The 25,480-nt window shown below is 66.7% G+C and carries 17 protein-coding genes and 2 riboswitches; of the genes, 6 read left to right on the top strand and 11 right to left on the bottom strand.

What is annotated here, in order from left to right:
• The first annotated feature begins 155 nt into the window (after positions 1-155).
• Positions 156-1,901 (top strand): DUF885 domain-containing protein, encoded by a 1,746-nt coding sequence (locus ACK6C6_RS08985; protein ID WP_409266979.1) that lies wholly within the window; start codon positions 156-158, stop codon positions 1,899-1,901.
• A gap of 110 nt (positions 1,902-2,011) precedes the next feature.
• On the opposite strand, the gene ACK6C6_RS08980 is transcribed toward ACK6C6_RS08985, so the two are convergent.
• The 7 genes from ACK6C6_RS08980 to ACK6C6_RS08950 form a co-directional block, all read right to left on the bottom strand.
• Entirely contained in the window at positions 2,012-2,491 is a 480-nt protein-coding gene (locus tag ACK6C6_RS08980; RefSeq protein ID WP_409266978.1) for a hypothetical protein, read from the bottom strand.
• Positions 2,491-3,027: a peptide deformylase gene (gene def / locus ACK6C6_RS08975; RefSeq protein WP_409266976.1), complete on the bottom strand. Its 537-nt coding sequence runs from the start codon at positions 3,025-3,027 to the stop codon at positions 2,491-2,493. Before def ends, ACK6C6_RS08980 begins: the two co-directional genes overlap by 1 nt.
• Positions 3,024-3,917 (bottom strand): UTP--glucose-1-phosphate uridylyltransferase GalU, encoded by an 894-nt coding sequence (gene galU / locus ACK6C6_RS08970; protein ID WP_409266975.1) that lies wholly within the window; start codon positions 3,915-3,917, stop codon positions 3,024-3,026. Before galU ends, def begins: the two co-directional genes overlap by 4 nt.
• Positions 3,918-3,929: 12 nt before the next feature.
• Complete coding sequence (gene ligA, locus ACK6C6_RS08965; RefSeq protein WP_409266973.1) at positions 3,930-6,266, bottom strand: NAD-dependent DNA ligase LigA; 2,337 nt, start codon at positions 6,264-6,266, stop codon at positions 3,930-3,932.
• Positions 6,267-6,273: 7 nt separating this feature from the next.
• Positions 6,274-7,467, bottom strand: a complete 1,194-nt coding sequence (locus ACK6C6_RS08960) for a cell division protein ZipA C-terminal FtsZ-binding domain-containing protein (protein ID WP_409266972.1) — start codon at positions 7,465-7,467, stop codon at positions 6,274-6,276.
• Positions 7,464-10,988 (bottom strand): chromosome segregation protein SMC, encoded by a 3,525-nt coding sequence (smc, locus tag ACK6C6_RS08955; RefSeq protein ID WP_409266971.1) that lies wholly within the window; start codon positions 10,986-10,988, stop codon positions 7,464-7,466. The genes ACK6C6_RS08960 and smc overlap by 4 nt, the downstream gene beginning before the upstream one ends.
• Before the next feature lie 117 nt (positions 10,989-11,105).
• Positions 11,106-13,328: a DUF1631 family protein gene (locus tag ACK6C6_RS08950; protein ID WP_409266970.1), complete on the bottom strand. Its 2,223-nt coding sequence runs from the start codon at positions 13,326-13,328 to the stop codon at positions 11,106-11,108.
• Between the two features lie 258 nt (positions 13,329-13,586).
• Here ACK6C6_RS08950 and ACK6C6_RS08945 point away from each other — a divergent pair, with 258 nt between their 5' ends.
• Complete coding sequence (locus tag ACK6C6_RS08945; protein ID WP_409266969.1) at positions 13,587-13,778, top strand: hypothetical protein; 192 nt, start codon at positions 13,587-13,589, stop codon at positions 13,776-13,778.
• An 80-nt stretch (positions 13,779-13,858) separates the two neighbouring features.
• Here ACK6C6_RS08945 and ACK6C6_RS08940 read toward each other — a convergent pair whose 3' ends face one another.
• Positions 13,859-14,419 carry an ATP-dependent Clp protease proteolytic subunit gene (locus tag ACK6C6_RS08940; RefSeq protein ID WP_409266967.1) on the bottom strand — a complete coding sequence of 187 codons (561 nt, stop codon included), beginning with the start codon at positions 14,417-14,419 and terminating at the stop codon, positions 13,859-13,861.
• A gap of 167 nt (positions 14,420-14,586) precedes the next feature.
• Positions 14,587-14,672, top strand: a riboswitch (glycine riboswitch).
• 19 nt (positions 14,673-14,691) lie between these two features.
• Positions 14,692-14,791: riboswitch (glycine riboswitch) on the top strand.
• A 47-nt stretch (positions 14,792-14,838) separates the two neighbouring features.
• Between ACK6C6_RS08940 and gcvT the strand changes: the two genes are divergently transcribed.
• The 3 genes from gcvT (at position 14,839) to gcvP (ending at position 19,404) form a co-directional block, all read left to right on the top strand.
• A complete protein-coding gene (gene gcvT / locus ACK6C6_RS08935; protein WP_409266965.1) occupies positions 14,839-15,969 on the top strand; it encodes a glycine cleavage system aminomethyltransferase GcvT in 1,131 nt (376 codons plus the stop codon).
• Between the two features lie 57 nt (positions 15,970-16,026).
• A complete protein-coding gene (gene gcvH / locus ACK6C6_RS08930) occupies positions 16,027-16,407 on the top strand; it encodes a glycine cleavage system protein GcvH (protein ID WP_027865340.1) in 381 nt (126 codons plus the stop codon).
• A gap of 117 nt (positions 16,408-16,524) precedes the next feature.
• Positions 16,525-19,404, top strand: a complete 2,880-nt coding sequence (gcvP, locus tag ACK6C6_RS08925; RefSeq protein ID WP_409266963.1) for an aminomethyl-transferring glycine dehydrogenase — start codon at positions 16,525-16,527, stop codon at positions 19,402-19,404.
• A gap of 50 nt (positions 19,405-19,454) precedes the next feature.
• On the opposite strand, the gene ACK6C6_RS08920 is transcribed toward gcvP, so the two are convergent.
• On the bottom strand, positions 19,455-20,159 hold the full coding sequence (locus ACK6C6_RS08920; protein ID WP_409266961.1) for a hypothetical protein: 705 nt from the start codon (positions 20,157-20,159) through the stop codon (positions 19,455-19,457).
• 734 nt (positions 20,160-20,893) lie between these two features.
• Positions 20,894-22,576, bottom strand: coding sequence for a methyl-accepting chemotaxis protein (locus ACK6C6_RS08915; RefSeq protein ID WP_409266960.1), 1,683 nt, complete (start codon positions 22,574-22,576; stop codon positions 20,894-20,896).
• A 294-nt stretch (positions 22,577-22,870) separates the two neighbouring features.
• On the opposite strand from ACK6C6_RS08915, the gene ACK6C6_RS08910 reads away from it, so the two are divergent.
• Positions 22,871-23,572, top strand: a complete 702-nt coding sequence (locus ACK6C6_RS08910) for an outer membrane beta-barrel protein (RefSeq protein ID WP_409266959.1) — start codon at positions 22,871-22,873, stop codon at positions 23,570-23,572.
• 48 nt (positions 23,573-23,620) lie between these two features.
• Here the strand turns inward: ACK6C6_RS08910 and ACK6C6_RS08905 are convergent, their stop codons facing one another.
• Positions 23,621-25,255, bottom strand: coding sequence for a peptide chain release factor 3 (locus tag ACK6C6_RS08905; RefSeq protein WP_409267317.1), 1,635 nt, complete (start codon positions 25,253-25,255; stop codon positions 23,621-23,623).
• Positions 25,256-25,480 lie beyond the last annotated feature (225 nt).

The following is a 25,480-nucleotide window of genomic DNA, read 5'->3' as shown; positions in this document are numbered from 1 at the left end:
TGGACATTATAGCGTGTCGATCTAGCAAACTGGAAAAATCGCCTGGGTTCGTCGAGAAACATGTTCAGTAGTGTCAATTCGGCCCAAGCCCGCTATAGAATAGCCCTCGCCGAGCAATGCTGCTCATCATTAGCGGGTGAACGATGGAAAAAAAATTGGGTGCCGTCCTGTCGACGGCCTGTGTCGTACTGGCCGTGGCGATGTCGCCGGCGCAGGCCGCAACGAGCGCCGATGCGCGCTTCAAGACAATCTACACGAAAGAGTGGAAATGGCGCGTCACGGAACGGCTCGCCCGTGCCGAGGACGAGCGCGGCGTCAGCGCGAGCATCGCGCGTGTCGATGCTGCTGCGCAAGAAGCGCGGCGCCGCTACTGGGAAGGCATCCTGAAGGAACTCGACAGTATCAAGCCGGCCGAGCTGTCGCCGGATGAGCGCATCAACTACGCCGTCTACCGGGCCCAGATCGCGGCGCTGGCCGACGCGCTGCGCTTCCGCGAGTACGAGCAGCCGGTCAACGCCGACAGCGCGTTCTGGACCAACGTCACCTTCGGCGCGCGCCGTCCCTTCAAGACACTCGAGGACTACCGCAACTACCTGAAGCAGCTGGCCGCCCTGCCCGATTATTTCGAGCAGGAGACCGCCAACATGCGCGCCGGCCTGGCGCGCGGCTTCACGCCGCCGCAGGTCACGCTGAAGGGCCGCGACGTGGCGCTGGTGCCGATCGCCGAGGCCAGGACCCCGGAAGAAACGGTCTTCTTCACCCCGTTCAAGAACTTCCCGGCCGCCGTGCCGGCAGCCGAGCAGGAGGCGCTGCGCGCCCAGGCAGCAAGCGTGATCCGCGAGCAGGTCCAGCCGGCGTATGCGAAAGTGCTGGCCTTCTTCCGCACCGAATACCTGCCGAAGGCCCGGACCACGCTGGCCGCCGAAAGCATGCCCGGCGGGAAAGCCTACTACCAGTCGAAGATCGTCGAATTCACCACCACGAACATGACGGCGGACCAGATCCACGCCGTCGGCCTGGCCGAGATGGCGAAGATCCGCGCCGAGATGCACGAGACCATGAAAAAGGTGGACTTCAAGGGCGACTTGCCGGCCTTCCTGGCTTTCCTGCGCACCGACCCGCAGTTCTACGCGAAGACGCCCAAGGAACTGCTGATGCACGCGGCCTGGACTGCCAAGAAGTTCGACGCCAAGGCCGACCAGTATTTCGGCTACCTGCCGCGCCGCCGCTTCGCGATCCTGCCGGTGCCGGACGACCAGGCGCCCTTCTACACCGCCGGCCGCGGCGGCGCCGGCTCGTACTGGGTCAATACCTACAACCTGCCGGCGCGCGCGCTCTACAGCCTGCCGGCGCTGACCCTGCACGAATCGGCACCCGGCCACGCCTTCCAGATGCCGGTGGCGCTGGAGCAGAAAGGCGTGCCGAACTTCCGCCGCGCCTACATCTCGGCCTTCGGCGAAGGCTGGGCCCTGTATTCGGAACGCCTGGGCGTGGAGATGGGCATCTACGAGACGCCGTACGAGCACTTCGGCATGCTGAGCTACCAGGCCTGGCGCGCCTCGCGCCTGGTGGTCGACACCGGCATCCACGCCAAGGGCTGGACCCGCGAGCAGGCCCAGGCCTACCTGATGGAGAACACGGCGCTGGCCAAGCACGAGGTCGAGACCGAAGTGGACCGCTACATCTCCTGGCCGGGCCAGGCGCTGTCCTATTACCTGGGGCAGATGGCGATCCAGGAAGCACGGGCGCGGGCTGAGAAGGCGCTGGGGGCGAAGTTCGACATCCGGAACTTCCACGATACCGTGCTGCAGCTGGGGTCGGTGCCGCTGCCGGTGCTGCAGCAGCGCATCGATGCCTTCATTGCGGATGGGGGCAAAAGCCCTTACCCCAAAGAGTTGTAATTATCGTAGGGTGGGCGGGTCTTCCGCCCACGCGGTCAAATCACAGTCCTGCAGCCCGCGCGGCTGTTCATATCGCAACTATCACCGCGTGGGCGGGGAACCCGCCCACCCTACAACAGCTTGAACTTGAGCTGGAACGACACCCCACCATACAGCCGGTCCTTGTACGACGGAATAATGCCGACGTTGAGGCCCACCCGCTGGTACTCGTAGGTCAGCGTCGGAATCGCCGCCGGGAACCAGCCGCCGTCGCGCATGTTCGGATAGCCGTCGAAGGCCGCGATCGCCAACCCGAGGCGCACCGGCCCCAGCGCATACGGCTGCCAGATCACTCCCGCGTAGTTCGACCATTGGCGGTCGCTGTTGTAGAAGCGCCCGAGCGTGGCGGCCGTGGCGCCGTTGAAGCGGTATTCGGCGCCGAGGCCCTTGTTGGCGCCGTTCAGGTCCTTGTCGCTGTCGAAGTGGGCGGTGGCGAAGCCGGTGTCGAGCCAGAACTCGCTCCTGGGCGCCGTGTCGATCTTCGTCAACAAATCATCGGCCTGGGCCAGGGGCGTCGCCAGCGCCAGCAGGGAAAGGAAGAGGACACGCATCAGTCGTCGGCCTTCGGATCGAGGTCGGGGAACATCACTTCGGTGAAGCCGAAGCGGGAAAAGTCGCGGATGCGCATCGGGTACAGGATGCCGTGCAGGTGGTCGACCTCGTGCTGCACCACGCGCGCATGGAAGCCTTCGGCGTCGCGGCGAATCGGCTTGCCGTACTGGTCAAAGCCTTCGTAATGCAGCTTCGTATGGCGCGGTACGCTGCCGCGCAGGCCCGGGACCGACAGGCAGCCCTCGAAGCCCTCTTCCATTTCTTCGGACAGAGGCGTGAGGACGGGATTGATCAGCACCGTCTCCGGCACCGGCGGGGCGTCCGGATAGCGCCCGTTCTTCGCGAAGCCATAGATCACCAATTGCAGGTTGACGCCGATCTGCGGCGCCGCCAGGCCTGCGCCATTGGCGGCGTGCATGGTCTCGAACATGTCATGGACCAGGGCGTGCAGCTCGGGCGTGTCGAATTCGCGCACGGGTTCGGCCACGCGCAGCAGGCGCGGGTCACCCATGCGCAGGATGGGGCGCACGCTCACCGAAGCTTGTCCTGCTCGCACAGCGCCGCGAGGTGGGCGCGGAAACCGGCGGCGGTTTCCGGATGCTTCAGGCCGATCGCGGCGGTCGCTTCCAGGTAACCGAGCTTGGAGCCGCAGTCGTAGCGCTGGCCGTCGTAGCGGTAGGCCAGCACGCGCTCGGCCTGCATCAGCGCGGCGATGCCGTCGGTCAGCTGGATCTCGCCGCCGGCGCCGGTGCCGAGGTTCTCGAGGTAGTCGAAGATCGAGCCCGACAGCACGTAGCGGCCGACCACCGCCAGCGTCGACGGCGCCACTTCCGGGGCCGGCTTCTCGACGATGTCCGACACCAGTTCCAGGTTCGAACGGTAGCTCGATGCGCTGACGATGCCGTACTGGCGCGTGTTCTCGCGCGGGACGTCCTGCACCGCCAGGATGCTGGAGCGCTCGTAGGCATACAGGTCGGTCATCTGGGCCAGCACCGGCTTCTTCCCTGGGTCGGTATCCATGAAGTCGTCCGCCAGCAGCACGGCGAAGGGCTCGTTGCCCACCACCGGGCGGGCGCACAGGACCGCGTGGCCCAGGCCAAGCGGTGCCGACTGGCGAATGTAGATGCAGTTGACGTTCTTCGGGATCACTCCGCGCACCGTCTCGAGCAGGGCTTCCTTGCCGGCCGCTTCCAGCACCGACTCGAGCTCGTAGGCCTTGTCGAAATGGTCCTCGATGGCGCGCTTGTTACGGCCGGTGATGAAGACCAGTTCGGTGATGCCCGCCGCCACGGCTTCTTCCACGGCGTACTGGATCAGCGGTTTGTCCACGATCGGCAGCATCTCCTTCGGCTGCGCCTTGGTGGCGGGAAGGAAGCGGCTGCCGAGGCCGGCGACGGGGAAGACTGCTTTGCGAATCAGGGTCATGTTCTTCTTCTTTCAGGAGTTGAGCAGCGCGAGCAGGCCTGCTTCGTCAAGGATGCTTACGCCCAGTTCTTCCGCCTTGGCGAGCTTGCTGCCCGCCTCGGCGCCGGCCACGACATAGGAAGTCTTCTTCGATACCGAGCCCGACACCTTGCCGCCGGCCGCCTCGATCAGGGCGCCCGCAGCCTCGCGGCTCATGGTCGGCAAGGTCCCGGTCAGCACGAAGGTCTTGCCCGCGAGGATGCCCTCGGCCGCGGCCTGTTCCGGCAGCTGGGCCAGCAGTTCGGCGCGCAGCCGGGCCAGCGCGGCGAGCTGCTCGCGATGGCCGGGCTGCGCCATCCATTCCTCCAGCGCGGCGGCGACCGTTGCCGGCAGGCCGAACACGCCGAACACGTTCAGGTGCGCCAGCGACTCCAGGGTCTGGCCGGCGGCAAGCAACTGACGCGCACGCGCCTCGGTCAGCTTCGGGATGCCGAGCGCCGCCAGCAGGTTGACCTCTTCCAGCTTTTCGCGCAGCTGCGCGCGTGGCGGATGCTCGCCCCGCGGCGCCACGCCGGCTGCGAGGAGCGCGTCGATCTCGCGCTGGTTCTTTTCTTCCGCGAAGAACTCGGCAATGGCTTCGGCCACGGTGCCGCCGATGTCGGGCAGCACGCGCAGCAGCGCCGCCGGGGCCTGGCGCACCAGCTCGAAGCGTCCCAGCCAGTCGGCCAGGGTCTTGGCGGTCGACTCGCCCACGTGGCGGATGCCGAGCGCGAACAGCAGGCGTTCCAATGGCGGATTCTTGCTGGCCGCGATGGCAGCGAGCAGGTTGTCGGCCCACTTGGTGGCGACCTTGCCCTGCTTGACGGTCTCCGGCGTCGTGCCGTCGCGCTCGTCGGCCAGGCGTTTCATCTTGAGCAGGTCGTCAAGCGTGAGCTTGTACAGGTCCGCCACGCCGTGGATCAGGCTGCACTCGACCAGGCTGTCGATGTAGCGGTCGCCCAGGCCTTCGATGTCCATCATGCGCCGGCCCGCGAAATGCCGGATGGCTTCCTTGCGCTGGGCAGCGCAGGTCAGCCCGCCCGAGCAGCGCGCCACCGCCTCGCCTTCTTCGCGCACCACGTGCGAGCCGCACACCGGGCAGGTGTCCGGCAGCTTGTATGGCACAGGCTCCGGGCTTGGACGGCGCTCCAGCACCACGGACAGCACTTCCGGAATGACGTCGCCGGCGCGGCGCACGATCACGGTGTCACCCACGCGCACGTCCTTGCGCAACACCTCGTCCTCGTTGTGCAGGGTGGCGTTGGTGACGGTCACCCCGCCCACCGAGACGGGAACCAGGCGCGCCACCGGCGTGATCGCGCCGGTACGGCCGACCTGCACGTCGATCGCCGATACCACGGTCAGGGCTTCCTCGGCCGGGAACTTGTGGGCCAGCGCGAAGCGCGGCGCGCGCGACACGAAGCCAAGCTGGGCCTGGTCGGCCACGCGGTCGACCTTGTACACCACGCCGTCGATCTCATACGGCAGGCTGGCGCGGCGTTCGCCGATGCTGCGGTAGTAGCCGAGCAGGCCGTCGCAGCCGGTGACCACCGCGCGCTCTTTCGAGACCGGCAGGCCGAGGCGGTCGAACCAGTCGAGCACCGCCGAATGCGATTCCGGCAGCTCGGCGCCCGCCAAGAAGCCGATGCCGTAGGCGAAGAAACGCAGCTTGCGCTGTGCCGTGATGCGCGCGTCCAGCTGGCGCAGGCTGCCCGCGGCCGCGTTGCGCGGGTTGGCGAATTCCTTGTGTCCGGCGTCGCGCTGGCGCCCGTTCAAGCGATTGAAATCGTCCTTGAACATCAGCACTTCGCCGCGCACTTCCAGCACGGCAGGGACATCGTCGCCGTGCAGGCGCAGCGGGATGACCCTGACGGTGCGGATGTTGGCCGTCACGTCCTCGCCGGTGTAGCCGTCGCCGCGGGTGGCGGCCTGCACGAACACGCCGTTCTCGTAGCGCAGGCTGATCGCCAGGCCGTCGAACTTCAGTTCGGCCGAATAGCCCACTTGCTTCGCTTCCAGGCCTTCGCGCACGCGGCGGTCGAAGTTCTCGACGTCTTCGTCCATGAAGCCGTTGTTCAGCGAGAGCATCGGCACCGCGTGCGTCACCTGCTTGAACTCGGGGATCGGCGCGGCGCCCACACGCGAGGTCGGCGAGTCGTTGCTCACCGCCTGGGGATGCGCGCTTTCCAGGTCCTGCAGTTCCTTGAACAGGCGGTCGTACTCGGCGTCCGGGATGGTCGGCGCATCGAGCACGTGGTAGTTGTAGATGTGGCGGTTCAGCTCCTTGACCAGCCAAGCCATCCGGTCGAGGACTTCCTGTGGCACCGTCATGCTCGCCTCAGACGAACAGGCGCAGTGCGCGGGTGGAGCCGGCCGGGATGTCGGAGGCGTCCATCTCTTCGTAGAACTCGGCGACCTGTCCCTTGATCTCTTCCAGTGCCGGATCGAGCAGCGGCTGCTCGAAGTCGTCGACGATGGTGGCGTCCAGGCGCTGGGTCAGCTCCTTGGCGCACTTGACCATGGCGCCGAAGCCGTCGCGGCTCGGGGCGACGCAGGGCACGTCCAGCAGCAGGGTCAGGCGGTTGGTGGTGTCGGCGCCCAGGGTGACGTTGGTCGACAGCGTGAACAGCACGCCGCCCTGGCCGTCGGGCATCGAGAACTTGCCGTCCGGACGCACGTCGAAGCCCTGCTTTTCCAGCGCCTGGATCAGGGTCGAGATCGCCCACGGAGCGCCGTTGGCGGCCAGGTTCACGCCCAGCTGGGCGTCGTGGCCGGCGACGAAGCGGTGCAGCGTGCGCGCTTCGCTCATCACCTCGATCATGTCCGGCACTTCCGGCTCGGCGCCGATTTCATCGGCCACCGCGCGCAGACGGGTGACGAGTTCCGAGTATTCGATTTCGTTCAGGGCCGTGGTGCGGGTGGCCATCTGCACGCCGGCCTGCAGCTTGGTGTACACGCCGCCGTGCACGATCGGCTCCCAGTCGCCGCTGACGGCGAAGCCGACGTAGTGGATCGGCTTGTTTCCGACGCGGCGCAGCTTCGAGAGCGCGGGCAGGATCTTGTCGCCGCGCAGGGCGCCTTCGAAGTTCAGCGGGATGATGCAATCGATCAGCGGGTCGACCAGGCTCTCGGCCAGTTCCGCGGGCGGCTTGCCTTCCGGGAGCGGCATGGCCGGGGCCAGCGAAGCGATCGTGGTCGGGGTGCGCGGGCCGCTTGCCGGCGCGGGCTCGACTGGAGCTGCCGCCACCGGCGCGATGCTGTCATGCGGCACGCCCGGATCGAGGTCCAGCGGCGCCAGCGGAGTTTCGGCGCCGAGGTCGAGCACCGGTTCCTGCCGCTCCACCAGGCCGCGTTCGGTCGCAGCGCCCTCGAGCGGGCTCTCGCCGCTGCGCATCAGGACATCGTCATGCTCCGATGTGAACGCGCGTTCGACGCTTTTACGGGCACGGTATTCCTGCCACTTGTTGTAGACGACGACACCGCCGACGAACACGCCGGCCGCCGCGATCAGGCTCATTTGGAAATCAGTCATGCTGCTTGTGCCTCAGTTGCGAAATGTGCGGCGGACTCCATGTCCACCGCCACGATGCGCGATACGCCCTGCTCCTGCATCGTCACACCGATCAGTTGGTTGGCCATCTCCATCGCGATCTTGTTGTGCGAGATGAAGAGGAATTGGGTATGGTCCGACATGCGCTTCACCATGCGGCAGAAGCGCTCGGTATTGGCATCGTCCAGCGGCGCGTCGACCTCGTCGAGCAGGCAGAACGGCGCCGGGTTCAGGCGGAACATCGAGAACACCAGCGCGGTGGCGGTGAGCGCCTTCTCTCCGCCCGACAGCAGGTGGATGGTGGCGTTCTTCTTGCCCGGCGGCTGGGCCATCACCTGCACGCCGGAATCCAGGATCTCCTCGCCGGTCATCACCAGCCTGGCCTGGCCGCCGCCGAACAGGATCGGGAACAGCTCCGAGAAATGGGTGTTGACGCGGTCGAAGGTGTCCTGCAGCAGCTCGCGGGTCTCGCGGTCGATGCGGTGGATCGCGTCTTCCAGCGTATTGATGGCTTCTTGCAGGTCGTTGTTCTGCGAGTCGAGGTAGCGCTTGCGCTCGGTCGCCTGGGCCAGCTCGTCCACCGCGGCCAGGTTCACCGCCCCAAGGGCGCCGATGGCATTGGTCAGGCGCGTGACCTCGCCCTGCAGGTACTGCGGCTTCATGTCCGGCGTGAGTTTTTCCGCCAGCTCGGATTCGACCGCGCCGGTGGTGGCCAGCGCCTCGGCGAACTGCTCCTGGTTCAAGCGCGCGGCCTGCTCCTTCAGCTGCATCTCGGTGATGCGGTCGCGCTGCGGCTGCAGGCTGCGCTCGTTCCCCATGCGCATTTCCTCGAGCTGGCGCAGCTGCTGGGTGATCTGGTCGAGCTCGTGGCGGGCGTCGGCCAGCGCGCGCTCCTGCGTGCTGCGGCGCTCGAGCAGTTCCTGCAAGCCCTCGTGGGCGGTGCCGGACTCGAGCGCTTCCAGTTCCAGCCGGCCCGCGCCCAGGCTGGCGCTGACCTGCTCGGCCTGGCTGGAGGCGGTGGCGATATTGCGGCGCAGTTCCTCGATCTTGCTGCGCTGGGAGCGCTCGGCGAACTGGGCTTCCTGGGCGCCGCGTTCGAGGTCGCGCAGTTTCTGGCGCGCGTCCGCGAGCAGCTGCTCCTTTTCCATGAAGGCGGTCTGGCCGTCCTCGTGGCTGCCCTGCAGTTCGGCCAGTTCCATGTCGAGCTGCTCGAATTCCTGCTCGGCTTCCGCAGCCGCTTGCCGCTGCTCGGCCTCCTGGGCCGCGATCTCGGACAGGTCGGCGGCGATCTGGCCGCTGCGCTGGTTGAAGCGCGCCTCGATCTCGCTTTGCTTGAGCACCTCGATCTGCAGCGCATGCACTTCGCGCTGCAGCGTGCCGGAACGCTGGCGCGCATCCCCCAGCCGGCGCGTCAGCTCGCTGACCGCCGCGTCGGCGCGGGTGGCGCGGCTCTTCGCTTCGTCCAGCAGCAGGGCCTGGGCGCGCAGCTGCTTGCCGATGTTCTCGATCTCGTGCTGGCGCGCCAGCATGCCGTCCTGCTCCGCGTCCGGCGCATGGAAACGCACCGAGGAGGCCGTGACCAGGTGGCCCTGGCGCGTCACGAAAGCGCCGCCCTGCGGCAGCCGGCCGCGCCCGGCAAAGGCCTCGGCGGCGTCCTGGGCCACGTAGACGTGGTGCAGCCAGTCGTTCAGCACCCCGCGCAGGCCCGGGTCGTTCAGGCGCAGCAGGCTGGCGAAGGGTTTCAGGCCCGGCGTATCGGCGGGCAGCGCTGTGGCCGGCGCCGGCGAATACAGGGCCAGGCGCGCCGGCGGCGCGTCGCTGAAGAAGGCCTTGGCCCAGTCCAGGTTCGACACTTCCAGTGCGCCGGAACGCTCGCGCAGCACGGCTTCCAGCGCGGTTTCCCAGCCTTCCTCGATGTCGAGCTTCTGCCACAGGCGCGGCAGGCCCGAGAGTTCGTGCTTTTCCAGCCAGGGCTGGACCTTGCCCTGGGTTTGCACCCGATCCTGCACCTGGCGCAGCGCGCCCAGGCGCGCTTCCAGCTGGGCCGTTGCGCTGGACTCCTGCTGGACCTGCGCGTGGGCGTCCTTGCGCTCCTGCTCGACGGCGTCCTGGCGCCCCGATGCCTCCTCGAGCAGCATGGTCTGCTCTTCCAGCGCCAGCTGCTTTTCTTCCAGTTGCAGGCGCAGGTTGTCGAGGGTGGCGCTGTCCGGCAGGTTCAGGCCGTTGCGCTCCTGCTGCAGGCGCTCGCGCCGTGCGGCCAGGCTGGTGAGGATGTTGGCGGCATTGCGCTGGTGGGCGCTGGCCAGTTCGATGCGCTGCTGGACCTGCATGATGCGAGCGCGCGATTCGTTCGCCCGCTCCTGGGCCTGGCGCCAGGCGGCTTCCAGCTCCGGCACCCGTTCGCCATGGCTTTCCACCGCAATCTGGGCGCCTTCGGCGCGCGCGCCGAGTTCTTCCAGCGTGATCTCGGCTTCACCGAGCTGCTCCTCGTATTCCTGGCGCTGCGCCAGCCACTGGTCGCGCTGCGCGCCCAGGGTGCCGAGCTGGTTCTGCAGGCGGGTGCGCGACTCGACCACGAACTTGATCTGGGCCTCCAGGCTGCCGATCTCGGAATTGGTCTGGTACAGGGCGCCCTGCGCCGTGTGCAGGCGGTCGCCGATACTGAAGTGCGCCTGGCGCATGTTCTCCAGTTCGAGCTCGACGTTACGCAGCTTGGCGGTCTGGGCTTCCAGCGCGGTCTGCGCCTCTTCCACCTCGCGGAAATAACGGACCTGCTCGGCCTTGGCTTCGTTCTTGCGCAGCAGCCACAGGAGCTTTTGCTTTTCTTCCTGGTCGGCCTGCAACTGGTGGAAGCGGTTGGCGACCGCCGCCTGGGCTTCCAGCTTTTCCAGGTTGGCGTTCAGCTCGCGCAGGATGTCCTCGACCCGCAGCAGGTTCTCGCGCGTGTCCGAAAGCCGGTTCTCGGTCTCGCGCCGGCGCTCCTTGTACTTCGACACCCCGGCCGCCTCTTCGAGGAAGACGCGCAGCTCTTCCGGGCGCGACTCGATGATGCGAGCGATCATGCCCTGGCCGATGATGGCGTAGGCGCGCGGCCCCAGGCCGGTGCCGAGGAAGATGTCCTGGATGTCGCGCCGCCGTACCGGTTGACCGTTGATGTAGTAGGTGGAGGTGCCGTCGCGCGTGAGGGTGCGCTTGACCGCGATCTCGGCATACTGGCCCCACTGCCCCGCCGCCTTGCCGGCGCTGTTGTCGAACACCAGTTCGACCGAGGCGCGTCCGGCAGGTTTGCGGTAGGTGGAGCCGTTGAAGATCACGTCCTGCATCGACTCGCCGCGCAGCTCGGACGCCTTGGATTCGCCCAGCACCCAGCGCACGGCATCGATGATGTTCGACTTGCCGCAGCCGTTGGGGCCGACCACGCCGACGAGCTGGCCGGGCACCTGGAAATTGGTGGGATCGACGAAAGACTTAAATCCCGACAATTTGATGGATGAAAGGCGCACGTTGCTTCGGCTAGGGTTGGAGAGTCGTCAAAGATCCAATCATACCATTTGTTGATTGCTTTTCGGCCAAGAAGAAGTCTTGCGAACCCAGCAATTTCTTGCCGGATGCCGAGGAACTCAGCCGGCGCGCGCCGCAGGGACGGGTTCGCGACCCGGATCGTTCATGGCGCCCTGCCCGACCGCCTCGCCCAGCACGCGTCCGACCACGCCCTCGGCGGCCAGCACGCGGATGCTGCCGGTGCGGAACGCCTCGGCCAGGCGCTCGGCCGGCAGCGAGAAGGCCTCCTGGCGGCTGGCACCGGAGAAGATGAAGAGCGTGCGCAGCGGACTGACCCAGGCCAGGCGGACCTTGCGCACGCCCAGCGCGCCCTTGAACTCGACCCGCATGCCGCGCTCCAGGCTGGCGAGCAGCGCGCCGGCGGGGTCAAGGGCGCATTCCTGTTCGGCGGCCTCGACCTGTTCCTGGGCGACGCGGCGCAGCGCGTCCTGCTGGGCGGCCTCCACCGCCAGCTCCAGCTGGCGCTCGGGCGACAGCTCGATCGGGGCGCGCACGATGGTGGCGTGGCAGTCGGCCAGGGCGGCGAAGAACTGCAGGCGCTCGGCATCTTGCCACTTGACGGCATCCAGCCACTTGTTGAGGGTGGTGAGCAGGGCCGGCAGGCGCTTGATGAGCGCCTTGCGCTGTTCCTGGGTCGCCTTGGGCTTGACGCTCCAGATCAGGTCGTCCATGGCGCGGGTGGCATTGTCCACCGCGCCCGGCTTGCTATCCTCGATGGTGTAGGCGAGCGTCAGGACCGGGGTCCAGCGCTGCTCCAGGAAAGTGCCGACCAGCGCCACCACCTGTTCGCCGGCCAGGCGCAGCGACACCGCCTTGTTTGCCGAACGGGCGGCGGCGGCCTGTTTTTCCTGGCGGGTCGCCAGGGCGATCGGGCCGGCGATCGCGGCCGCTTCCAGCTGTTCGCGCTCGGCGATGCTGGCCTCCAGGTCGGCCACGGCGGCGGCGAAAGCGTCGGGCTGCGCCTCCCGGCGCACCTTGTCGACGCCGCGCTGCATCGCCCGGTAGACCGGGTCCTCGGCACTGGCAGGCCGTTCCCAGCCGGCGTTCGACAGCAGGTCGAGCATGCGCCGCGCCGGGTGCGCGTCTTCGAAGAAGAAGCTGCGGTCCTTCAGCGCCGCCTTCAGCACCGGCACCTGGAGGAAGGCGATCAGCTCGCGCGTCTCCTGCGGAATCGACTCGTCGAGCAGGACGGTCTCGAAGATGCGCGACAGCAGGTCGAGCGTGGTCTCGTCGCCGCGCGACAGGCTGCCGCGAGGCAGGCTCTGTTTCAGGCGCGGCAGGTAGAACACCTCGTGCGGGCCGGCAGCCGGCCCCGTCTGGGGACCTGGCGCGGGTACGGCGCCGGCCAGCTTTTCCAGCACCTCGATCAGCGGCGCCGCCGCTGCGCTTGGCGCCGGCACAGGCTGGCCGCCGCCGAGCGGCATGGCGCCGGCGAAGCCGGCCGCCGCACTCGGGCGCCAGCCGCCGCCCTGCGGCAACTCGGGGATCAGGGGGATGTCGAGCTCGGCGCCGGCAGCCGCCTCGGCCGCACCGAACAGCTGGCGCAACCCCTGCGACACGGCGGCGTCGCGGCGCGCCCGCGCGGCCCTGGCGGCGGCACTGTCGTCGGTCTTGGCGAAACGCTCCTCCCGGACACGGGCCGGCTTGAGCCTGTCGTTAAGGGCTTCGAGGATGGGCGTGAAGTCGAACACGACCCCGGTACGCAGCAGCGGCACGATCAGCGCGTGCGCCGCCTCGTCGGGCTCGAACTCGCACCAGGCCTCCTGCAGCGCGCGCAGGAAGACTTCGGGGCGAAAGGGATTGTGGCTGGCGCGCACCAGCTCGCGCCCGAGCAGCAGGCCCAGGCGCACGCCGAGGCTGGCGAGCCGTTCCGACTGCTGGATGTCGAAAGGCCGGCTGATGGCGGCGAAGGCCAGCTGGCTATCGATTTCCTCCATCGGCACCAGGCTCAGCGTCAGGGGCGCTGGCGCGGCCGCCCTGCTCGCCGGCGCCAGCAGCGCCACCTCCTTGCGCAGGGCCAGCTCGATAGCGGTCGACGCCAGGTGCACGAAGGCGTAGGTATTCTCCTGCAACAGGTTGCCGGAACGGATGCGCCGCCCCACGGCCTGCAGGTCGTGGCCGGCGCTGGTCATGTCCAGCAACACGGCCGTCATGCGCTTCGCCATGTCGGCGAGGCCGTCGGCAGCACGGCCGGCCGCGATGGCGACGAGCTCGTCCAACGTCGCCTGCTGCGCGCTGGCGGCCTTGCGGAGGGCGGGTGTCTGGGCGGTATTCACGATCATCCCATTGTGCCACAATATTTCCACATGGCAATAAGAAATGAGCGGGTTCTGGCTTGATGCAGGCAAACGGCAGGTTTCGGCGCCACACGCCAGAAAATAATGCCTTGAGAACGTCGGCGCCTGTCCTACACTGGATCACGCCGCGGTCTGATACCGGTTCATCAATACGAAACGCATGATGGCTCGACCGGAAATGCTGCGGTAAGGTTCCACAGCTCGGCATGCAAGACACTTTCCCCACATTGAAAGGAAATGATCATGGCCCAAGGTAAATCGAAGCAAGGCGGCAGCTCGCAGCAGCACGCCGAAGCAGGCCGCCAGGGCGGCAGCAAGCAATCGGGTTCCGGCTCGGGCTCGCGCTCGGGCGGCAGCGGCGGCACCCGCGGCGGCACCCCGGAGCAGCACGCCGAAGCCGGCCGTCAAAGCCACAAGAACGACAAGAAGCGCTGAGCGCGCGGCAGGCCCGGCCTGCCCACGACCAGGATTGTCGCCAGCCCGTCGCAGCCGCGATGGGCTTTTCTTTTACGGCTTCAGATATTGCGCAGCATGCCGCCCTTGGGCGGACGGAAGTCCCGGATGTCGTTGACCAGCCCCGCGGTCTTGGCATCGCGCGAGTTCAGGTGCAGGTCGGAGTACTGGTGGATGGCCCACTGCTCCGGCGTCAGCTCGATGCATTTGCGCAGGATCGACTCGGTACGCGCGTCGTCGGCGCGCAGGCCTTCGACGATGATGTTCAGCGCATCCGGCCGCGAGCCGGGCGAGGCCGTCGCGTGCGACTTGTGCACCATGAAGCGTGCCGTGTCGCTGCAGTAGCGCTCGTTGCCGGACAGGTAGAGGATGACCGCGATCGAGGCCACCGCCCCGCCGTTGTACATAACGAACTTGATGGGCGAGTTCGCCAGGAAGTTGTACAGGCACAGGCCATCGCTGACGTAGCCGCCGTTCGACTGCACCAGGACATGGGCCGTCTCGATGCCATCCTCGGTCATCATCGACACCGCTTCGAACACACGGTGCACCATGTCGCTGTTGACGTCGCCCGACAGCGTGAACCAGGCTTCCTTGACCTTCTGTGCTTTGTCTTCGCTCATAGTTTTTCCCACTGCAAAGTGTGTGGGATAAGTGTAGCAAAACGCGCCCGCAGGTCCGGCCATCGGGCGCACCAATAGTGCGCAGCAATTCTTTTTGGCAAGCGCCAATTCCCCCTATGGAAGGGCCCTCCTCGGTTGACACCGCATCAATGCTGGCATATCCTCCACAGTCTTGACCGGGAGAGCGCAGAATCAGCTGCCGCCGAAGGGGCACTACCCACAAACTCTCAGGCAAACGGACTGGTCAGGGAACGGCAGCGCAAGGCGCGGCCGGCTCACACTCTGGAGAGCGGCCCCGCCAACACGGGGCCCACCGAAGGGGCAGGCGGCGCATGCCGCTATCTCTCAGGTACCAAGGACAGAGGGGATACAGGCACCGGCAACGGTGCACGCACCCCTATTCACTGCCCGAGGATTCCATGACGCTCAAAGCGACCCCGCTCAATTCCGCACACCGCTCCCTCGGAGCCAAGATGGTCGACTTCGGCGGCTGGGACATGCCGGTCAACTACGGCTCCCAGATCGAAGAGCACAACGCCGTCCGCCTTGATGCCGGCATGTTCGACGTCTCGCACATGTGCGTCGTGGACCTGAAAGGCGCCAATGTGCGCGCCTTCCTGCGCGGCCTGCTGGCCAACAACGTCGACAAGCTCCAGGTTCCCGGCAAGGCGCTCTACTCCTGCATGCTCAATCCCGAAGGCGGCGTGATCGACGACCTGATCGTCTATTACTTCAGCGAAGACTGGTTCCGCCTGGTGGTCAACGCCGGCACCGCCGAGAAGGACGTGGCCTGGATGGCGCAACAGAATGATGCGACCGGATCCGGCGTCGCCATCACCCAGCGCCGCGACCGCAGCGAAGAAAATCCTGATCCGATCGCCCTGGTCGCCGTGCAGGGCCCGAACGCGCGCGCCAAGGTCTGGCAGGTGCTGCCCGAGACCCAGGCCGCTTCCGAATCCCTGAAGCCCTTCAACGTCGTGATCGTACCGGACACCGCGTTCGGCGAAGCGATGGTCGCGCGCACCGGCTATACCGGCGAGGACGGCTTCGAGATCGGCGTTCCGGCCTCGCAGGTCGAAGCCCTGTGGAACGCCCTGAAGGACGCCGGCGTCAAGCCGGCCGGCCTGGGCGCGCGCGACACCCTGCGCCTGGAAGCGGGCATGAACCTGTACGGCCAGGACATGGACGACAATATCAATCCGCTGGACGCAGGCCTGGGCTGGACCATCGACCTGGTCTCGGAGCGCGACTTCATCGGCAAGAGCGCGCTGCAGGCCAAGGGCCAGCAGGCCAACTTCGTCGGCCTGATCCTGCGCGAGAAAGGCGGCATCCTGCGCGCCCACCAGAAGGTCGTCGCCGCTTCCGGCAACGCGGGCGAAATCACCAGCGGCACCTTCAGCCCGAGCATGCAGCAGGCGATCGCCCTGGCGCGCGTGCCGCTGGACGTGGCCGTGGGCGACACCGTGCACGTGGAAATCCGCGACAAGAAACTGGCTGCCAGCGTGGTGAAGCTGCCGTTCGTGCGTAACGGCAAGGTCCTCGCTTCCTGATACAGAATAATCAAAAGAACCGTTTATACTACCCGCCTCACCAAACTGGAGCCTTACATGAACATTCCAACCGACCTGAAATACACCGAGTCCCACGAGTGGGTGCGCCGCGAGGCCGACGGCAGCCTGACCGTCGGCATCACCGAGTACGCGCAGGACGCACTGGGCGACATCGTGTTCGTCGAACTGCCGCAGGTCGGCAAGGCATTCACCGCCGGCGACGACGCCGCGGTGGTCGAGTCGGTCAAGGCCGCCAGCGACATCTACGCCCCGGTCTCGGGCACCGTCACCGCCGTGAACCAGTCGGTGGCCGACGCGCCGGACTCGATCAACCAGGATGCCTACGGCGCCTGGCTGTTCAAGCTGGCCCCGAGCGACGCCGGCGCAGTCGACAAGCTGCTGGATGCCGACGCCTACGGCAAGACCACTGGCAACTAATAAGTAGTACGGGTGCGCCTTCGGGCGCACCTTTTGTTTGACGGATCCGTCCCGATCTACCCGATCTCCTTCACAGCGGCGCCCGATCCCCGCGCCCGATCTCTCCAGACTTTGACCATGACCCGCACCAGCCTCACCCAACTCGAAGCGCGCGATTCCTTCATCCCGCGCCACATCGGCCCGTCCGACTCCGAACAGGCAGCCATGCTGTCGACCCTGGGCTACGCCTCGCGCGCCGCCCTGATCGACGCCGTCGTGCCCGCGAACATCCGCCGCCAGGACACGATGGACCTGGGCCAGTTCGTCGAACCGCGCAGCGAAGAACAGGCGCTTGAAACCCTGCGTGCGCTGGCCTCGAAGAACAAGGTCATGAAGTCGATGATCGGCCAGGGCTACTACGGCACCCACACCCCGAAGGTCATCCTGCGCAACATCTTCGAGAACCCGGCCTGGTACACCGCCTACACCCCGTACCAGCCGGAGATCTCGCAGGGCCGCCTGGAAGCGATCCTGAACTTCCAGCAGATGATCACGGACCTGACCGGCATGGGCATCGCCAACTCGTCGATGCTGGACGAAGGCACCGCCGCCGCCGAAGCCATGACCCTGCTGCAGCGCGTCGGCAAGTCGGCCTCCAAGGTGTTCTACGTGGCCGACGACGTGCTGCCGCAGACCCTGGAAGTGGTGCGCACCCGCGCCGAGCCGATTGGCGTCGAAGTGCGCGTGATTGCCGCGGGCGAGATCGAGAAGCTGGAAGAGACCTGCTTCGGCGTGCTGCTGCAGTACCCGGGCGTGAACGGCGAAGTCCGCGACTACCGCGCGGCCGTGGAACACCTGCATGCCGCCGGCGCGATGGTCGTCGTGGCCGCCGACCTGCTGGCCCTGACGATGCTGGAAGCGCCGGGCGCCTGGGGCGCCGACGTGGTCGTCGGCAACAGCCAGCGCTTCGGCGTGCCGCTCGGTTTCGGCGGCCCGCACGCCGGCTACCTGGCCACCCGCGACGAATACAAGCGCTCCATGGCTGGCCGCCTGGTCGGCGTGACCGTCGACGCCCAGGGCAACCAGGCTTACCGCCTGGCGCTGCAGACCCGCGAACAGCACATCCGCCGCGAGAAGGCGACCTCGAACATCTGTACCGCCCAGGTGCTGCTGGCCGTGATGGCCGGCATGTACGCGGTCTACCACGGCCCGCAGGGCCTGAAGCGCATCGCCCAGCGCGTGCACCGCCAGACCGCGGTCCTGGCCGCCGGCCTGAAGCAGCTCGGCGCCGAAGTCCTGAACACCACCTGGTTCGACACCCTGACCGTCAAGGGCGATGCGCAAGCGCTGCACGCCGCCGCCGAAGCGGCCGGCATCAACCTGCGCCGCATCGACGACGGCCACGTCGGCATCTCGCTGGACGAAACCACCACCCGCGACGACCTGGCTGCCCTGTTCGCCATCTTCGGCAACGGCAAGACCGTGGACATCGACGCGCTGGATGCGGGCGTAGAGGACGCCTTCCCGGCCGCACTGGCCCGCACCACCGACTACCTGACCCACCCGACCTTCCACCGCTACCACGCCGAGCACGAGATGCTGCGCTACCTGCGTAGTCTGGCGGACAAGGACCTGGCGCTGGACCGCACCATGATCCCGCTCGGCTCCTGCACCATGAAGCTGAACGCGACCTCGGAAATGATCCCGGTCACCTGGCCGGAGTTCTCGAACATCCACCCGTTCGCGCCTAGCGACCAGACCGTCGGCTACCGCGAGATGATCGCCCAGCTGGAAGCCATGCTGTGCGCCGCCACCGGCTACGCCGCGATCTCGCTGCAGCCGAACGCCGGCTCGCAGGGCGAGTACGCGGGCCTGCTGGTGATCCAGAAATACCACCAGTCGCGCGGCGAAGGCCACCGCAACATCTGCCTGATCCCGTCCTCGGCGCACGGCACCAACCCGGCGTCGGCCAGCATGGTCGGCATGAAGGTCGTGGTCACCGCTTGCGACGAGAACGGCAACGTCGACCTGGCCGACCTGAAGGCCAAGGCCGAGCAGTACAGCAAGGACCTGGCCTGCGTCATGGTCACCTACCCGTCGACCCACGGCGTGTTCGAAGAGGGTATCCGCGAACTGTGCGAGATCGTGCACCAGCACGGCGGCCAGGTCTACGTGGACGGCGCCAACATGAACGCGATGGTCGGCGTGGCCGCGCCGGGCGCCTTCGGCGGCGACGTCAGCCACCTGAACCTGCACAAGACCTTCTGCATCCCGCACGGCGGTGGCGGCCCGGGCGTCGGCCCGATCGGCGTCGGCGCCCACCTGGCCCCGTTCCTGCCGAACCAGCTGTCGACCGGCTACGTCCGTAACGAAGCGGGCATCGGCGCGGTCAGCGCGGCCGCCTACGGCTCGGCCTCGATCCTGCCGATCTCGTGGATGTACATCGCGATGATGGGCGCGTCGGGCCTGACCGCCGCGACCGAAGTGGCGATCCTGAACGCCAACTACATCGCGCGCCGCCTGGCGCCGCACTACCCGGTGCTGTACACCGGCCACGACGGCCTGGTCGCGCACGAGTGCATCATCGATCTGCGCCCGCTGCAGGACAAGACCGGCATCTCGAACGAAGACGTGGCCAAGCGCCTGATGGACTTCGGCTTCCACGCCCCGACCATGAGCTTCCCGGTGCCGGGCACCCTCATGATCGAGCCGACCGAGTCGGAGTCGAAGGCCGAGCTGGACCGCTTCATCGAGGCGATGATCACCATCCACGCCGAGATCGTGAAGGTCGAGCGCGGCGAGTACGACAAGATGGACAACCCGCTCAAGGGCGCTCCGCACACCGCCGAGGTGGTGACGGCCGACGAATGGGCCCATACCTACTCGCGCGAAGTGGCGGCCTTCCCGGTGGCCTCGCTGCGCAAGAAGAAATACTGGCCGCCGGTCGGCCGTGCGGACAACGTGTACGGCGACCGTAACCTGTTCTGCGGTTGCGCGCCGATCAGCGACTACGAGTAAACAAACTAGAATTTCTAGCGTTTAAATGGCGACCCTCGGGTCGCCATTTTTTATGGGCGTGGACCGCGTCCAGGGCCGCGGCGGCGTGCCATCATGTAGAGCATGCCAATCCATGCCACGGCATACCCCACCAGGTCCCGATTGCGAATCTCCCTGAAGTCGGCGTAGAACAGTCCGGTCGAACCGATATACGCCACTGCGGTCAGGCCTGCGCAGGCCGCAATGGCGATCCAGGGACCGTTTGTGCGTTTCATCCCGCCGGTCGTGGTGTTCACGCTGCTGTTATTGGCAGCGCCGACGAGGCGGCTCTCGATGCCGGGCCGGTAGGCCAGGTCTCCTCGCCACAACCAGAGCGGCTCGAGCTTCGGCTTGAGCGCCGCAGCCATCCAGCCACTGTAGGCCAGCAGCAGTGAGCCGTTCATGAACAGCTCCTGCGGTCCCGAGAACAGCTGGCGCGGGGTGCCGACGATGAATGTATTGAGCCAGAATATGTTGATCGAGGCGGGAAACTGGAGGATGAGTGCCAACAAGGGATAGCGGTTAAGACACAGCATCGCGCCGGTCACGATTTCCAGGTACTTGATGAATTGATACAGGTAGATATTTGCGTTGGCCTGGACCCACTCGCCGCCGACACCCGGAATTTCCGGAACAAAGCCGGTAGCCGCGTAGCGGATGCCGGAGAACAGAAGGTTGGCGCCAAAGTACAGCCGAAGCCAGTGAACGATGAAAAACCACGGTGATTGCTCGGACATGCTTGATCCTCGGTTGGAACTGCGATATTCCGGGTGCGCTCTACACCCGGTCCTGCGTTGCGAACTGGATTGAATCGGGCGCGGATGCGCCCGCAACGGCCCGGAAGCGTCAGGCCAGGCCTGCCGTCATGGTGTCGACCAGCCAGCCGACGCGCGGGTGCAGGCTGCGCATCCGCCTGCGGCTGACGTCGCAGGCGCGGCCAATCCCGCAATCTGCGTCTGCTCGGATTGCGACTGGCGGATGAAACAAAAAACGGTGAAGCGGATGGTCAGGGCTGGCGTTCAGCCGGGGGCGCTGCGGGGAAGGCTGTCGTGGGGCATGGGTCGGTCTCCGTGTCTTTATTAACTAACTCAGACTTTAGAATTTATGTTGTAGATATTTTCATATCCTCATGTCATCGTGCAACTTAAAACGATGCAAGGCTGCTATGCATTTTTTGCACGGGTGCGAGGGGCCTCGCGCTGCTCGAGCAGGCCGAGCCCGACGTCCATGATGATATTTTTCTGCCTGCCTGGTTGCGGCGCTTGCCCAGCTCGATCCTGGATGTCGACGGCCGAATGTTGTACTTGGAGGATGCCGCCTGAGCGTGGCGGCGGAGGCTGGACGTTTCCGGCGGCGTCGATCGGCAGCTCAGGAATCGAGACTGAGGAGCTGTTTCAACATAGCGCCAGGCAAGCCGACGCAGGAAGCTTGGCTGACCATACGCTGTTCAGCAAAGTGGCTGAACGAGGAATCACTTGCGGCTCGATACGAGCCGCAAGTGCGACCGCTCGTGACGACGGCGCTCCCTGGGAAGATCCCTCGGGGCGCCGTTTTCCATTGGCGGCGGCGCCATGCTCTCCGGCTGTGGCGCCGGCGCCGATCCCGGCTCTTCCAGGCGGAAGGCCGCCACGCTGCGCGACAGCGCCAGCGCCTGCATCTGCAGTGTGCGCGCGGCCGCCGCCGCTTCCTCGACCAGGGCGCAGTTCTGCTGGGTCACCTCGTCCATCCGCACGATCGCCTGGTTGACCTCGGCCAGGCTGCCGGCCTGGCCGGCGCTGGCGCTGCCGATCCGCCCCAGCACGTCTTCCATCTCGCGCGCCGCCCCGAGCGCATCCTCGACGCCGGCGCCGGCCTGGGCTGCCCAGGCCGCGCAGCCTTCAATCTCGGCCACCGAGCGCGCCGCCAGTTCGCGCACCTCGCGGGCGGCGCCGGCCGCACGCTGGGCCAGCGCACGCACCTCGTTGGCCGCGTCGGCGAACTCGTGGTCCTGTGTCCCGTTGCGGGCCGCGCTGAGGGCGGCGTTCAGCGCCAGCGCGCCGGCTTCGCTGGCAAACGCATCGATCGCCGCCGCCACCTCGGCCGCCCGGGCGGCGCCGTCCTTCACCCGCGCCAGGGTGGCCGCCATGCGCTCGACGCCCTGCCCGCCTTCGCGGGCACGGGACGATGCCGACTGCGCCAGCCGGTTGGCCGCCAGCGCATTGGTGGCGGTGACGGTCACGGTTTCGGCCAGCTGCTGCATGCTGGCCGCCGTGTCTTCCAGCGAGCGGCTGCGGAATACGGCGCGGCTGTGCAGGCTCAGGTTGCCGAGGCTGAGGTCGCGCGAGGCGCTGCCGATGGTACGCGCCGATTCCAGCACGGTGCGCAGGGTGCCGTTCAGGTTGCGGATACCGGCGTCGAGCGCGCGCGAGGTTTCGCCGATCTCGTCTTCGCCATAGACCCGTTCGCCGACCGTCAGGTCGCCGCTCGCCAGGCCCAGCGCCGCCGCGCCGATCCCGCGGATTTCCAGCAGCAGCGCGCGCCGCACCGCCACCGTGATGGCGAGCGACACGCCGACCGCCAGCAGGACCACGAAGGGCATCAGGGCGGCCGTGAGCCGGAAGTCGGCGGCGGCGGCAACGGACGCCTGTTCGGACAGCTCGCGCTCGAGCCTGGCCAGCATGCCCATGCGCTCCACCAGCCTTGAAAACGCGGCCTCAGGCTTGATCATGGCATTCGCGCCGATGGTCTGGTCGGCGTGCGCCAGTTCGACCACCTCGCGTGCCGCCCGCACGTACAAGCGGTGCGCCTGGGCTGCCTGCTCCACGTGGCGCCGTTCGGCGCTGTCGCCGGTGCGCTGCATCAGCTCGCCGAAGGCGCGCTCGATCGCGCCGTGCTGGCGGTGGATGTCGGCGATCAGGACGTCGATGCGGGCGCGCGAGAAGCTGCTGCCGAGCCAGGTGAGCAGCTTGTAGGTGTCGGCATGGACGCGCTGGGCCTGGGCCACCAGCTCGGTGGCGCTGCGCATCTGCACCGCGCGCGGACCGACGATGGACTGCAGCGACTGGTGCTGCTTCACCATCGCATAGTAGGCGGCGCTCGAGAGCAGTACCAGCAGCATCAGGACGACGCCGGGTGCGAGCAGCAGCTTGGGGCCGATTTTCAGTCGCGACAGCATGGCTCAGCCGCGGTGCGAAGAAAGCCCGGCACGGGAAGGAGTCGGATGTGGCTGCATGATGCCTCCCTGAGAATGGCGCGGATCTTTGTTTAATTTCCTGAACGCATTCAACGAATCTACGCGCTTCAATCTGGTGCCGGTTTGCGGTCGCTCAGATCGCCCGCCATCTTCGATGCCGAACCAACAGGCATATGTATTGTGAAACAATCACTTACTTATTTGATATAGTTGCTCCTGCTGCACGCTGTATCCTTCCGCTCGACCTGAACAAGCACGTCACGAAAAGGAACACGCATGAACGCCAGGCGCATCGTTGTTGCAGCCGCACTCCTCGCCATCGGCAGCGCGCAGGCGCAGCTGGTCGATGCACCGTCCTCGTCCCTGTCGGCCGAGACGGGCGGACGCTTCGGCCCGCTGGCCGAGGGTTTCAAACGCTACCAGCCCTTGTACGGCGGCAACGAGGCCGCCAACCCGAATGACCGCCTGTTCAAGGCCCAGGGATTCCGTACCGATCCCAGGCTTGTGCTCGGCTATGCGTTCAACCAGTACCTCGCGCTGGAGGCCGGCTATTCCCACCTGGACGACCGCGGTTTCCACAAGCCGAACCCCTTCAATGCCAGGGAGATGGCGATCGACGAGGCGCTTGGGTCGGGCGTGCTCGGCGCCAGGAGCTACACCACCTATCTGGCGGCGAAGATCAGCGTGCCGGTCAATGAGCGCTTGACCGCCTACGGCAAGCTGGGCGTCGCCCAGAGCGTGGTGAAGAACGACGGTTTCGTGACGCCCCGGATGGCCGAAGCCCATGCCGCCGGCAAATCCACCACGGCCTTCGGGAGCGAGACCGGCACCGGCGCCTACGGCGCGCTGGGCGCCAAGTACAAGCTGAACGACAAGGCCACGCTCAAGGGCGAGGTCATCATGAATGGCAGCGCCGACAAGTTCCGCAGCAATTCCAACGCCACCGGCTTGCGCGGCAGCGTCGGGTTCGGCTTCTGATGGGACGCGGGTCGCCGGCCTTGGCCGGCGACCCGGAGTGGAAAGACCTCAGGCCAGCTTGGCCGCGTGCTCGCGGGTGGCGTGGAAGGTCAGCTTCGGCCAGCGTTCCTGGGTCAGACGCAGGTTGACGCTAGATGTGGCGAGGAAGGCCAGGTTGCCGGCCGCGTCGACCGCCACCTGGTGGCCGAGCTGGTTCTCGAAGTCGGACAAGGCCTTCTTGTCATCGCTCGACACCCAGCGCGCGCTCGAGATGCTGCTGCTCTCGAACACCGCATCCACGCCGTATTCGTTCAACAGGCGGCTCGCCACGACCTCGAACTGCAGCACGCCGACCGCGCCCAGGATCAGGTCCGAACCGAGCAGCGGCTTGAACACCTGCACCGCGCCCTCTTCGCCCAGCTGCTGCAGGCCCTTGTGAAGCTGCTTCACCTTGAGCGGATTGCGGATGCGCACCGTGCGGAACAGGTCCGGGGCAAAATACGGGATGCCGGTGAAGGTCAGCATCTCGCCTTCCGAGAAGCTGTCGCCGATCTGCATGTTGCCGTGGTTCGGCAGGCCGATGATGTCGCCGGCGTAGGCTTCTTCCACCTGTTCGCGGCTCGAGGCCATGAAGGTCACCACCGAGGACAGCTTGACTTCGCGTCCCAGGCGCAGGTGCTTGACCTTCATACCCTTCTCGAAACGTCCCGAGCACACGCGCAGGAAAGCGATGCGGTCGCGGTGGGCCGGGTCCATGTTGGCCTGGATCTTGAAGACGAAGCCCGAGAACTTCGGCTCGGTCGGCTCGACCGCGCGCACGGTGGCGTCACGCTCGCGCGGCGCCGGCGCCCAGTCGACCAGCGCCGACAGGATCTCGCGCACGCCGAAGTTGTTGATCGCCGAACCGAAGAACACCGGGGTCTGCACGCCCGACAGGAAGCGCTCCAGGTCGAACACGTGCGAGGCGCCGTGCACCAGCTCCACTTCCATCTTGAGCTGTTCGATCTCGAGCGGGAACATCTCGGCCAGCTTCGGGTTGTCGATGCCCTTGACGATCTCGAAGGCGCCGTCGGCCTTTTCCTCGCCGGCCTTGAACAGCATGATCTCGTCGCGCAGCAGGTGGTACACGCCGCGGAAGTTCTTGCCCATGCCGATCGGCCAGGTCACCGGCGCGCATTCGATCTTCAGCACCGATTCCACTTCGTCGAGCAGCTCGAGCGGGTCGCGGGTTTCGCGGTCGAGCTTGTTCATGAAGGTGACGATCGGGGTGTCGCGCATGCGGCAGACGTCGAGCAGCTTGATGGTCTGCTCTTCCACGCCCTTGGCGGCGTCGATCACCATCAGCGCCGAGTCGACCGCGGTCAGCACCCGGTAGGTGTCTTCCGAGAAGTCCTGGTGGCCCGGGGTGTCGAGCAGGTTGATCACGTGCTCGCGGAATTCGAACTGCATCACCGAGGACGCGACCGAGATGCCGCGCTGCTTTTCGATGTCCATCCAGTCCGAGGTCGCATGGCGGCCGCTCTTGCGGCCCTTGACCGTGCCGGCCATCTGGATCGCGCCCGAGAACAGCAACAGCTTCTCGGTCAGCGTGGTTTTACCCGCGTCAGGGTGGGAAATGATGCCGAAGGTGCGACGGCGCGCGACTTCGCGCGCGATCAGGGCGGCGGGCTTGCCTGCCTGAGCGGCGCCAGGATCATGGGACATCTCGTCGGCGTTCTTGTTGCCGGGTGCTGCGGTATCGGTGGACATGGTCTCGGCCAGTGGATTGATGCAAAACCGGCGATTTTACCGGGTACGGAGCGCCTTGTGTGGACGGCGCGCACGGAGGCGCTTCCAAGCCCAGGTCATTGTCAGCATTTTGTCAGCTTTGCTTCAGCAATTTGACAGCTTCAGTGTTTATACTGGGCAACATTTATCATTCCGTGAGGA

Source organism: Massilia sp. BHUDP2 (assembly GCF_046236355.1).
In the GTDB taxonomy this organism is placed as follows: Bacteria; Pseudomonadota; Gammaproteobacteria; order Burkholderiales; family Burkholderiaceae_D; genus Telluria; species Telluria varians.
Note: the sequence above shows the minus strand (reverse complement) of the source record. Positions and strands in the feature narration are given on the sequence as shown.

Excerpts from the sequence above, each read along its gene's own strand:
- ACK6C6_RS08980 (WP_409266978.1), bottom strand. The coding sequence starts at position 2,491 with ATGCGTGTCCTCTTCCTTTCCCTGCTGGCGCTGGCGACGCCCCTGGCC.
- galU (WP_409266975.1), bottom strand. The coding sequence starts at position 3,917 with ATGACCCTGATTCGCAAAGCAGTCTTCCCCGTCGCCGGCCTCGGCAGC.
- ligA (WP_409266973.1), bottom strand. The coding sequence starts at position 6,266 with ATGACGGTGCCACAGGAAGTCCTCGACCGGATGGCTTGGCTGGTCAAG.
- ACK6C6_RS08960 (WP_409266972.1), bottom strand. The coding sequence starts at position 7,467 with ATGACTGATTTCCAAATGAGCCTGATCGCGGCGGCCGGCGTGTTCGTC.
- ACK6C6_RS08950 (WP_409266970.1), bottom strand. The coding sequence starts at position 13,328 with ATGATCGTGAATACCGCCCAGACACCCGCCCTCCGCAAGGCCGCCAGC.
- ACK6C6_RS08945 (WP_409266969.1), top strand. The coding sequence starts at position 13,587 with ATGGCCCAAGGTAAATCGAAGCAAGGCGGCAGCTCGCAGCAGCACGCC.
- ACK6C6_RS08940 (WP_409266967.1), bottom strand. The coding sequence starts at position 14,419 with ATGAGCGAAGACAAAGCACAGAAGGTCAAGGAAGCCTGGTTCACGCTG.
- gcvT (WP_409266965.1), top strand. The coding sequence starts at position 14,839 with ATGACGCTCAAAGCGACCCCGCTCAATTCCGCACACCGCTCCCTCGGA.
- gcvH (WP_027865340.1), top strand. The coding sequence starts at position 16,027 with ATGAACATTCCAACCGACCTGAAATACACCGAGTCCCACGAGTGGGTG.
- gcvP (WP_409266963.1), top strand. The coding sequence starts at position 16,525 with ATGACCCGCACCAGCCTCACCCAACTCGAAGCGCGCGATTCCTTCATC.
- ACK6C6_RS08920 (WP_409266961.1), bottom strand. The coding sequence starts at position 20,159 with ATGTCCGAGCAATCACCGTGGTTTTTCATCGTTCACTGGCTTCGGCTG.
- ACK6C6_RS08915 (WP_409266960.1), bottom strand. The coding sequence starts at position 22,576 with ATGCTGTCGCGACTGAAAATCGGCCCCAAGCTGCTGCTCGCACCCGGC.
- ACK6C6_RS08910 (WP_409266959.1), top strand. The coding sequence starts at position 22,871 with ATGAACGCCAGGCGCATCGTTGTTGCAGCCGCACTCCTCGCCATCGGC.
- ACK6C6_RS08905 (WP_409267317.1), bottom strand. The coding sequence starts at position 25,255 with ATGTCCCATGATCCTGGCGCCGCTCAGGCAGGCAAGCCCGCCGCCCTG.